General features: G+C 64.6%; 11 protein-coding genes. All 11 read left to right on the forward strand.

The window, feature by feature from the left end:
• Position 1: 1 nt before the first annotated feature.
• The 11 genes from F0Q45_RS08370 to F0Q45_RS08415 all read left to right on the forward strand — a co-directional run bounded on the left by F0Q45_RS08370 (position 2) and on the right by F0Q45_RS08415 (position 10,963).
• Positions 2-2,359 carry an FtsK/SpoIIIE domain-containing protein gene (locus F0Q45_RS08370; protein WP_149653497.1) on the forward strand — a complete coding sequence of 786 codons (2,358 nt, stop codon included), beginning with the start codon at positions 2-4 and terminating at the stop codon, positions 2,357-2,359.
• Between the two features lie 116 nt (positions 2,360-2,475).
• Positions 2,476-2,811 (forward strand): hypothetical protein, encoded by a 336-nt coding sequence (locus F0Q45_RS08375; RefSeq protein ID WP_149653498.1) that lies wholly within the window; start codon positions 2,476-2,478, stop codon positions 2,809-2,811.
• Positions 2,812-3,933: a hypothetical protein gene (locus tag F0Q45_RS08380; RefSeq protein WP_149653499.1), complete on the forward strand. Its 1,122-nt coding sequence runs from the start codon at positions 2,812-2,814 to the stop codon at positions 3,931-3,933. It begins immediately after the preceding gene.
• A 64-nt stretch (positions 3,934-3,997) separates the two neighbouring features.
• Positions 3,998-6,373: a hypothetical protein gene (locus F0Q45_RS08385; RefSeq protein ID WP_149653500.1), complete on the forward strand. Its 2,376-nt coding sequence runs from the start codon at positions 3,998-4,000 to the stop codon at positions 6,371-6,373.
• A 42-nt stretch (positions 6,374-6,415) separates the two neighbouring features.
• Complete coding sequence (locus F0Q45_RS27570; RefSeq protein ID WP_188112838.1) at positions 6,416-6,559, forward strand: hypothetical protein; 144 nt, start codon at positions 6,416-6,418, stop codon at positions 6,557-6,559.
• A 14-nt stretch (positions 6,560-6,573) separates the two neighbouring features.
• Positions 6,574-7,284 carry a type VII secretion target gene (locus tag F0Q45_RS27575; RefSeq protein ID WP_188112839.1) on the forward strand — a complete coding sequence of 237 codons (711 nt, stop codon included), beginning with the start codon at positions 6,574-6,576 and terminating at the stop codon, positions 7,282-7,284.
• 35 nt (positions 7,285-7,319) lie between these two features.
• Positions 7,320-7,652, forward strand: a complete 333-nt coding sequence (locus F0Q45_RS08395; RefSeq protein ID WP_149653501.1) for a type VII secretion target — start codon at positions 7,320-7,322, stop codon at positions 7,650-7,652.
• Between the two features lie 9 nt (positions 7,653-7,661).
• The gene (locus tag F0Q45_RS08400) at positions 7,662-8,039 is read left to right on the forward strand and encodes a hypothetical protein (protein ID WP_149653502.1); all 378 of its coding nucleotides are present in this window, start codon (positions 7,662-7,664) and stop codon (positions 8,037-8,039) included.
• Between the two features lie 10 nt (positions 8,040-8,049).
• Positions 8,050-9,957 (forward strand): hypothetical protein, encoded by a 1,908-nt coding sequence (locus tag F0Q45_RS08405; RefSeq protein ID WP_149653503.1) that lies wholly within the window; start codon positions 8,050-8,052, stop codon positions 9,955-9,957.
• Positions 9,958-9,981: 24 nt separating this feature from the next.
• Positions 9,982-10,323 carry a hypothetical protein gene (locus F0Q45_RS08410; RefSeq protein WP_149653504.1) on the forward strand — a complete coding sequence of 114 codons (342 nt, stop codon included), beginning with the start codon at positions 9,982-9,984 and terminating at the stop codon, positions 10,321-10,323.
• 1 nt (position 10,324) lies between these two features.
• Complete coding sequence (locus F0Q45_RS08415; RefSeq protein ID WP_149653505.1) at positions 10,325-10,963, forward strand: hypothetical protein; 639 nt, start codon at positions 10,325-10,327, stop codon at positions 10,961-10,963.
• The last annotated feature ends 10 nt before the right edge of the window (positions 10,964-10,973 follow it).

The following is a 10,973-nucleotide window of genomic DNA, read 5'->3' on the forward strand; positions in this document are numbered from 1 at the left end:
CATGGCGAAAACCGAGACACAGCAACACAATCCAGGACTCATCGCCGTCATCGCAGTGCCCCTCGCCCTGGCCGCACTATGGTTTCACAGCGCTGCCGCAGCCACCTCCTGGGCGCTGAGCCACGGATACTTCACCACCGGCCGACCGCTGTTCGCCCTGCCCGGCGCCAATCCCAGCGACGCCGGCCCCACACTGCTCGCCGTCGCCGCCCTCGCCGCGATCGCCCTCGGAATCGTCGCCGCCGTGATGGTGGGGATCCGGATGGCCGCACCCGTCCAACACGATCCCGACGACCGCCGCCCCGTCCCTCCCGTGGCCGCCCCGGTTCTGGCCGTCACCGCCCTCACCGGCGGCCTATTCGTCCTCGCGCTGATCCCGTTCGTCCCCGACATCATCGCCGCAGCCATCGGCATCATCGCCGCCTACGGACTGGCTGACCTGCTCACCGAGAAGCTGTGCGAACGCCGCGAGCGCGCACGCTACCTCAACGAGATCGAATGGGCGCTCTACCCTTACCTCGGCTACGACGAACTACCCCGACGCCGCCTTGTCGCCATCACCGAGTGGGACGAAGAAGTCGACGGCCAACCCGAAAAGCCCAAGACCATCGTGCTCGCTTATCGAGGACGCCGCGAGGAACTCAAGCCAGAGCTCAGTCGCAGACTCGACGACGCCGTCGGCTCGCACTACACGCTGTCCTACGCCACCACCGACCAGCTCATCACCGCCACCCTGGCCAGCGTCAACACCGAGTCGCCGACGGTACGCGGACTGCGCGAACAAATCGCCAGCACCGAACTGTTCTCGTCCGGGGCGACAATCACTGACCCGCAGTACAGCGAAAGCGGCGATCTGGTGCGATTCACCGTGCACCACCAGATCGGCGCCAAACTCTCTGGCACAGATCGGATCCGCTCGATCGCCCGCAAAATCAGCGATCTGCTGCCCGGCCGATGGCGGGCCACCCGGTACGACCACCTCGCCGGTACCGCCGTCTTTGAAATCCGCCCCGAGCTGCCTAGCCGGGTTTACCCACCGATCCAAGCCCCGATCACCACTGTCAAGGAAGCCTGTTCGACCTACGACCACGCTGCCATCCCGCTGGCCGTCGACGAAGAAGGCAACATCATCGAGTGGAACCTGAAGGTCCATCCACACATGCTGTTGATGGGTCCCACCGGTACCGGAAAAACTGCCACGCTCCACAACACGATCGTGCAAGCCGCCCGCCTGGGCATTCGGATCTTCATCATCGACTTCAAAGGCGGCGAATTCACCAGCTACCGCACATACCCCAACGTCGTCGCCGTCCTCACCGAGCCGCATGAAGCAATCGCACTAGTGAACACTCTCTATAAGGAGATGCAGGGCCGCTACAACCTGTACAAGCGCAACCGCCAAGCGCTAGCCGGCAAAGAACCCTTCGTGATCATCTTCGACGAGTACACCGAATTCCAAGAGGCGATGAAGACGTTCTACGCCAACACCAAGGAAAAAGGCGCCCAGCGGGACTGCCCGACACTGCGCCAGTTCTCCGCACTGCTTCGCCTGGGCCGCACCAGCCGGTTCCACTGTGTCGCCGCCCTGCAGCGCGCCGACGTCGAATTCCTCAAGGGCGAGGCCAAAGAGAACTTCCGCCAGCGCCTATCACTGGGAAAGTTGTCCCCCCAGGCGGCGATGATGATCCACGACGACGCCCATGCTGGACGCACCGTTCCGCTTGGCGTCCGCGGTCGCGGCACCGCCCTCAACGGCGCCGGTTGGCCTACCGAAGTGCAGGCGTTCTACGTCCCCGATCCATCCGAGCCCGCCGACCAGGAGGAGAAGCAGATCGTCGACGAGCTGCGCCCCCCGGCAGCAATCTACGAGCGCGGCATCATCATGCCGCCAGAAGCCGATCCCAACACCGAGCCGCAAGGGTTCTCCTCGTATCAAAACCTCCCGTTGCTCAAGGCCGCCGACTACCCCCAGTTCGACCCGCACTCCGACGATTACGCGCCACCGGAATGGCTGGACGTCCACGACCGCGGAGTGGAGTCCATCTTCGGCAGCGCACCCGGCGGTCCCCGTCCCCTGACGCCCACCTGCGCCCAGGAGCTGGTCTGCAGCTACGAGGAGTCCGCCGGGGAGAGCCGCCGCGTCGTAGTCGGCGACCTCGAGGTCGGCGACTACCTCTGCCATCCCACCACCGGGGACTGGGTGATCCTGGACGAGGAGCCAACCCCCGGTGAAGACCCGGACACCACCGTGCTCATCCTGCGCGACGTCTACACCGGGGAACGCGAAGAGGCCGAGGTAGCCAGCGACGCCACGGTGGAGGTCCGCGACCTGGTGGAAACACACCTAACATCGGCATGAACACACACACCGCGTCGGCGAATCGAACCACCGACAAAATGTGCGGTGACGTGCAGATAATTGTCGAAGATCGCCGATAATGGAAACATCAAGGCTGAGGAAAGGAGCCTTTAGTGGTGGCTAAGAAGAACGACTTCACCAAACGGGCCAACGATTTCCTGACGATGAGACTGGGCCCGGTCCAGCGCCTCGGGGAGCTGCTCGACGCCAAGGCCGAGAAGGAAGCTGAACTCAAGGACTGCGACGCCGCCATCGAAAAGGCCGTCCTGGAGTGCATCGAAGCGGGCTGGAAGCCCGCCGAACTCACCGAACTCGGTGTACCCAAGACCGCGATCCAACGCCGGCAGCCGCGCACGGCGACACTTGAACCCCGAACCTCCGACCACGGCACCCATACGGACAGCGGTGAGAACAGCGCTGACGGCGGCCCAGTACCGGAACCCTCACCATAGATGACGACAGGCTGCTCAGCCCGTGACGAGATCACCGCGATTCTCAACCAGCTCCGAGGACTCCTCGGAGAGGGCACCCCTGTGACTGCGCCGCTGCCATCGACCATTCCTGCCGAGATCGGCCAGCGCCTGGAGGCGCTGCCCAACGGCCTCGGAGACTTCATTGAGCAACTGGTCTTGTCGCGCAAGAGTGCGGCGCAGATCAGCGCCGCGCTAGCCGAAGTGGACCCCTCCCTGGTTCCTGTCGTCGATGAATCGGCGGCCAACGTGACAACAGGACGCGACGACATCGACAACGCGACCAATCAATACATCAGCCGCGACGATGCTCTGGCCCCCGTCGAGAACACCCCGATGGGGGCGGTGGCGTCCCTGCAGAACAAGGCCGACGCACTGGCCAATGGCACCAACGCGGTCCGCACCCAAATGCCCCCCGCTGACATGCGCCGCGTGCTCGTCGACGCCCTGGCCCAGAAGTACTACCAGCAGGCCAAGGCCGCAGCGTCTGGCATGCCCGGCATGACCGGCGGATCCGGTGGCAGTGGCATGGGCGGCGGACCCGGCGGCGGCATGGGCAGCGGACGTGGCGGCGCAAGCCCGCTGAGTGCACTGTCCGGTCTGTCGTCAGGACCGGCGAACCTGCTGTCAGGACTGTCGTCGGGCAAAAACGGAAAGGGGGAGTCGGGGACGGTTCTGGCGGCCCGGGCCACTCCGGAGGGAGCCCTGCCGCCCGGGGTCGGATCAGAAAAAGGCTTGCAACGCAACACCATCCTCATCGCGCGCGCGATCAGCGCGGCGTTCCCGGAGATCAAGGACATCGGGGGAGTGCGTGCCGACTCGTTGAAATGGCACCCCAATGGTTTGGCAATCGACGTGATGATCCCGAACTACAGCAGCGCCGAGGGCAAGGCCCTCGGCGATCGAGTTCTCGCCTTCGCGATGCAGAACGCCGCCAAATACGGTCTCAACCACGCGATTTGGCGCCAGACAATGTATACCCAGGGTTCGTCTCCGCGGCTGATGGAAAACCGAGGCTCCGACACCCAGAACCACTACAACCACGTCCACATCGCCACCGACGGCGGCGGCTATCCCACCGGAGGGGAGACCTACTCGCTATGAGACTCCGACACCGCACCGTCGCCCGCCACCACGACCTAATTAGCCATCGAGAGGCTGAAATCCGATGACAGACAGCGAAGCTCGCAAGTTCGGAGATGCCACCTCCTGGGCCACTTGGAACAAGGACAACGGGGTCGTAGGATGGAGCACCCCCGGGTGGGCGTTGCCCGGCGACCCCACCCGCTACATCAGCAAGGACGACGGCGTGTGGAAGGCGGTATTGTTCAACGCCCAAACTGCCTACGGCGATCCCAACATTCACTACAACACCGATGACACCGGCTCACAGCGCTACCTGGTGTTCGGAGATGGCACCCGGTTGCCGGCCGACGGCACGATCGTCTATCACGATGCGGGCAGCGGAAAGAACTGGATCCAGAACCAAAACGGATCTGTCACCGTCGCCGACAAGGACTTCAAACCGACAGGGCCGACATTTGCCCCCCTGGGCTACCGTCGTAGCGCAGACGGCAAGATGTACATGCCCGTCGATGCCCGCGGCAACCAAATCGGTCCGCAGCAGCCATTTTTGACCCCCGGAACCGAATTACACGGCAACCCTGCGGATCCGAACGCGATACTTACGCCGGTCAACAAGAACGGCGACTACTACACCCTTGATCCGGCGACCGGGCGCCGCGACTTCTTCGACAAGAGTGGCAAGCCGATCTCGGAGACCCAGTACCAAGCCGGCGCAGGCGCACCCCCGAACGGGCAACCTCCCGCGCAACAACCTGCACCCGGGCAGAAAGCACCACTGCAGAGCACGAAGGTGAATATTCCCGACGGCATGACCACTCCGCAGTACCCGCAGTGGGCCACCGACGTCGACCCCGACGTGCCCAACCAGATGACCGGCGTCATCGTCCGGCTCTATGAGTTGTTCGGGAGCGGGACACCCGCCACCAGCAAGTTGCCCGAGTTCCCATTCCGCACCGACACTGGAGAAAGATCAGGCATCGACGCATACGACACCGTCAAGAGTGACTTCAAACGCATCGAGGCCGAATTCGACGCTGCTGCAACAGCATTCAAGACCGCCGTGCAGCACTCGGCCAACGTCACAAAAGCCGGCCGCGACGCAATCAACAACGCCATCGCCACGTTCAACTCCACGGCCAAGACCCTCGACGAAGGCAACTGGGACGGCTTGCTGCACGCGGAGTCGACGCTTCTGGACACCGTCAAGACCGAAGTCGAAAACGCCGCCAAGTCCCCGCAGAGCGTGCCGTCCAACCCGGCCGGCGGTCCGGAAACACCGATGACTCAACCCGCGCCGGCCCCCGGGCCCGCCGATCCGTCCCTGACCGGCCGGCCGCCGACGGACGACACCACCAAGGATGACCTCAAGGATCTGCTCGGCATGGGATCACCCTTCGGCATGCCGATGGGCGGCAACCCCCTGGGTGGCCTTGGCGCGATGAACCCGCTGGGTAGCCTCGGCGGGATGAACCCGCTAGGTGGCGGGGGAGGCGCCAACCCGTTGTCCCCCCTGGCGGACGCGGTCAAGCCGCTGGCCAGGCTGGCCGATGCGGACACCAATAAGGCGGACGAGAAGAAGTCGCCGATCACCCCGCTCAACCCCGGGCCGCACAACACCCCGCCGCCGGCATCGTCGAACTCCTCCGGTCCTGCACCTGCCGAACCGGCCGCGGCCGCCGGGCCCGCGCCCGGACACACAGGACCAGCCAACCAGCCGTCGGCGACGCCTGCAGGAAACTCGGGGAGCAAGCCAACGGTCACGCTGCCCGACGGCACGGTCGTCGACGCCCCGAGCAAGCGGGCCGCCGACGCAGCCCAGAATGCCATCGACAAGGCATCACCCGGTGGAGACGCCGCCCAGAAGGCCTACAGCCCGACCGGACTGGAGCTGCCCGGGGACGGCAAGAACCTGGGCGCCAGAGTTGATCCGTCGGATATGAAGCCGGGGGACGTGCTGAAGTGGCAGGACAAGACGATGGTCGCCGTCGCACCAGGACTGGTCGCCGACCCGCACCAGCCCGGCGTAGTCCACACCCTGGAAGAAGTTCTGAAGGACCAGAAGGGCTTTCAAGGCATCTTCGATCCCAACGCAACAGACCCCACGCTGTCGACGCATACCTCGGCGCCACCATTGACCGATCCACAAGCTCCCTCACATCCGCCTGGGCAACCACCGGCCGCCCAACCGGCACCGCCGCCGGCGGATCACCAGCCGCCACCGTCGGCGTCGAACAGCCCGCAGGCCCCGCCGACAACGCCAGTCCCCGCTGAACCGCCCCCAGACAGCGTCCCGCTGTCCGGCCCGGGCCCGGCAGCCGCACCGGCTGGGCAGCAACCAGCGCCACAGCTGAGCTCGACCGTGCCGCAGGCCGCCCCACCATCACCGTTCGAAGGCGCCGCGCTACCACCTGCGACACGGACAACCAAACACGAACGCATCGCAGCAGGGATGGAGTAGCTGTCGATGCCACCGCCGACCCCCCACCCCTACGGAGGGACCATGACAACGTTCGACCCCGAAGCCGGTGCCAATGCTCAGCGCAACTCCGACACCGCGGTAGGGCTGCGCGGCGCGATCTCCTCGACCCGTTCCACCGACGAAGCCCCCGCAGCCGAATTCCGACCACCCAACACCAGAACCTGAGGAAAGGCCACCCCGTGACCACACCAGAACCGACCCCTGACCTACCGCCCTACCCATACCCGCAAGGACCGTCCGGCGAATCCACCGACAACGGCAACAGATCACCACTGTGGCCCGAAGGAGCACCCGGTGACGGCAGATGGCAGGTGCCCCAGTACCCGCCATACATCCCGGAACCGCAGTTCGACACCTCCCAGGGGATGCCCCGGTCGACACTCGACGACATCCACGGCACCGAAGACGACATGGCCTACTGGTCACCGTCATACCCCGGCGAACTGCCCCCGTACTGGACCACGGGCTACAAACAGATCGCCCCCGGAGTATGGAAGAAGCTGGGACCAGGCGATTCAGTCCTCGGCCAAACCTACCCCGCGAGCAACGTCACCGGCGAGCACGCTAAGTCGGGCAAGGATGTGTTCGCGGTCGACTACCGGCAGTTGGAGGCGTTGGCTCAAACCCACGATGAACATGCCGGCCGGGTGGCACAGTGGGCCGACACCGAGAACGATTTCGCCGATCGGCTGCTGGCCACTCACGGCAAGGTCGCCTACGCCACCTACCTGAATGTGAAGGGATTCAACGAAAGTCGGCAGACCCAAGCCGGTGCCTATGCTCAGCGCAACTCCGACACCGCGGTAGGGCTGCGCGGCGCGATCTCCTCGACCCGTTCCACCGACGACGCCTCCGCAGCCGAATTCCGACCACCCAGCACCCACACGTAAACCCGAAACCTTCAGGAAAGGAAACAGGAAACCTCATGTCTGACAACCTCGGCGCGGGTGCGCCATTCCGGGTGGACTACACCGAACTGAAGAAGTTCGCCCAAGAGCACGACCTCAACGCAGAAGAACTCACCCAATGGGCCGCCGGGGACCCCGATTTCCCTGAGCGCTACTTGGCCACCCATGGGAAGGTCAACTTCGGGACCTATCTCAAAATCAGGGAATTCATGGCCAGCAAGCAGATCGCCGGAACCGCATTCGCTGAGCACAACCTGCAAACCTCCACAGCGCTGCGCGCCGCGGTGACCGCCACCAAGGCCACTGAGGAAGCCAACGCCGCAGCCATCACCGCGACAAAGATGGTGTAGAAATCACCCATGGCCGTCATCCATCCCGATGTGAAAAACACGCTGCACTACGCAGATACGGTTTATGATCATCTCCTCAGCCACATCGAGAAGATGAAAGCAACCGCAGCAGAACGTATTTCGGAAGACCGCGACATCGCCGTCAAGGTCGACATGAACGGTCAGCTCGTAGACCTGTGGCTCAAGCCGGGAATCCTCGACCGCAAGCCCGCCGCCGAGATCGCCAAGGACATCACCCGACTCGTCACCACCACCGGCCACGAGATAGCCGAGCAGATCGCGGAAATCTTCCGAGCTGCCCACGACCTCCCCGACTTCGACACCGTGATCGCCGAGTACGAAAACAACGCTGGCGCGGACACCAGAACACCCCCCCCACCTCGATAGACTCACCCGTGTGAACGAGCAAGCGGCCAAGCTGACACGGTGGCTGCTTGCTGGCAACGGAGCGCTGAAAAACGTCGCACAGCTACTGACCGAAGCGTTCGGTCCAGTCGGTGCCATCGCCGCGGCGATCGACGCCTCGACGATCACCGCCTATCCGGTCGAGCCCGGCGCCGAGCCGCAGGGACAAGGTTGGACGCCGGCCGCGCAGGGGTGGACACACCCCCTGCACTCCCAGCTGCTACCGCGCAGCTCATCAGCCGCCTACCACGTCGTGGCGGGCATCACCTCCCGCAACGAAGTGCTGGTGGTAAACCTCGCCGCAGCCGACTACATCGGCATCGAGGGCAACAACCCCGTTCTGCTCATGCGGTCCTGGCTCATGCAGACCCTGGCCAAAACACCGACGGCCAGCGTCGCGGTCACCGATTCTGCTCTGGCGGTTCCCGGCGCCGAACGGCTCATAATGATCGACGACCTGGCCACAGCTCCGGCGGGCACCTCGCTGATCTTCAGCACACGCCACACCAGTGCACCCGTTCCTGGCCAGCCCCAGCCCATTACGGTCTCCTCCCAGGCAGCCGGCGCCGCCAACGTCGTTCTGTGCAACGAAGCCGTGGCAGGCATCTACTTGACCGACCGCTACTGGCCAATCTGGCGCCGCATGGAGGTCGCCGATCAGCAGTGGCAGCACCTGAAAACCGTCCTGGCACTGCCTCCAGCCGATTCCGCCGCCGCCACTTCCCAGGTCCTCGACGAGCCGCAAGAAAAACATCCGGTGGTTACAGCTGCCCAACCCGACGGCAACGGCACCCGCGTGCATCTCCTCGAGCAGCGCCCGGATCCGGTAGCGGCGCCGCAACAGCTCGAGCACGAGTCAACCCCCACCCTCCCGGATGAAACAGCTCTGACCAGCACAGATAGCGCGTCCCCCAGCCCGGGGCAAACACCCAGGCCGGCGGCCGAACCACACCACCCAACCGCGCCCACCAGCGCAAACGACACGTCCCTCGGCGATGTGCCCATACCCGCCGACGCTCCCGCCCCGGCCCCTACCCGACTGCTCTGTGCGGGCAACCAGGAGCCGCCCGTCCCAAGCACGCCGCCGCTGCTGACCCCCGATATCCCCGCCCCGTTCACCACGTCCACCGACAGCCTCGGCGACGACTCCAGCGACAACACCCCACTGCTTCCCGGTCGGTCCGCCGAAGAGCCCACCGAACCCGGCCTCTACGTGTTGGGAACGGTCTACGCGCTGGGCCTAGACCCCGACACCAAGGACCTGATCAAACACTCCGCCGTCACCCGACAAGGGGTGCGCAAACCTGTCAAAGCCCTGATGGCGCTGGCCACCTCGAACGGAGTCACCCCCACCGAGTGGGAAGAGAAAATCCTTCAAGTCACCCCGCAAAACCGCCGGCAGCTGCGCACCCAGATCCGAAAGATGATGGGCGGAACCGACCCCATCCGAAACGACGCACGCGGACTGCTCGTGGCCGACATGTTCTGTGATTGGAAGGAATTCAACCGCCTCATCGGCCACACCCCAGAAACCGCCACGACCGAAGCGCTCACCGCCGCAGTACAACTCATCCGCGGCGCCCCCTTTGAAGACGTTCCCGACGAGGACTACTCCTGGCGCTCGGTCCAACTACTCAAAGACGAACTCATCGACCGCTGCAGCACCGCCGCCACCGAACTGGCCCAACGGCAACAAGCCGCCGGCGCCCATGAAGCGGCCTACCAGACAGCCCGACTGGGCCTACGTGTCTACGCCCAGCGCGAGGACCTCTGGCTCGTCGCCGCCAATTCGGTCACCGACACCAACCGCAAGGCGCTGATCTGGGACCTCAAGCACGCCATCCCTGTCCCCACCCACCCAGAACTACGTCAACTGCTCGCCGCATCACGCGCGTCCTGAACCACCACAACCCGGGAGAAACACATGACCTCACCAACAGAGCACCAGAATCCACCGCAGCCCGATCGCTACGAGATCTTCAACCGCAACCGCACCATTGGTGTCTCCACAGTCCCTGGCGGCGCGGTCAACGGCATCTTTCTGCACGAAAGCGTCCGCCAGACTAACGAGCGCGCACTGGCCCGCGAGATCCTGGCCGTGGCCAGCGTGGCCTCCATGCGCGGTCGCCTGGGCGTGCGCGAGCGCATGGAAGCCACGGCGGCCGCCAACGGCACCGCGGTCCCGGCCTCGGCCTACGAGGTACTGCCCGACGCCCCCACCCCTGAGCAGTACGAACACTACAAACGCGAAACCCTGCGGTACTGAGATGCGCCGACTCCTCACAGCTTTGGTGGCCATGGCGATGGCCTCTATCGCCGCCCTGACCACCGCAACACCGGCCAACGCACTGGCCATCACCGCCGGATTCATGATCACCAGCGGAGGACGCTGGTGCACGGTGAGCTTCCCCGATCCCAAGATGCCCAACATCGTCTACACCGCGGGGCACTGCTACAAGGACGGAATCACCGAAGTTAGCCTCGGCAACATGCAGATCGGCCGATTTATACCCGAGATCCACGACCCCACAACCGACCTCATCGCAATCCGGCTCTACTCCAACATCCCCAGCGATTACAGCCTGATGTCGCGTGAACCACTCCTGAACCCCTGGGTACCCAACAAGGGATCGACCGTCTGCAAATACGGCGCCACCACCCAGGAAACCTGCGGCACCGTCCTTTCCGTCGACGCCACTAAGTTCGCCGTCCAAATGCCCGCAGACCACGGCGACAGCGGCGCCCCCATCTACGAACGCCTCAACCCAGAGAGCAAGGGTGTCCACGTAGTCGGCACAGTCATCTCCGAAGACCTACGCCGCCCCGGCGTCATCTACTGCACCACCATCGGCGCCATCAACAACTTCCTCTCCCAGACCTGGGGAACCGGTTGGGATATGGATTGACCAGGAGTGG

Source organism: Mycobacterium simiae, from assembly GCF_008370645.1.
GTDB lineage: Bacteria > Actinomycetota > Actinomycetes > Mycobacteriales > Mycobacteriaceae > Mycobacterium > Mycobacterium simiae_A.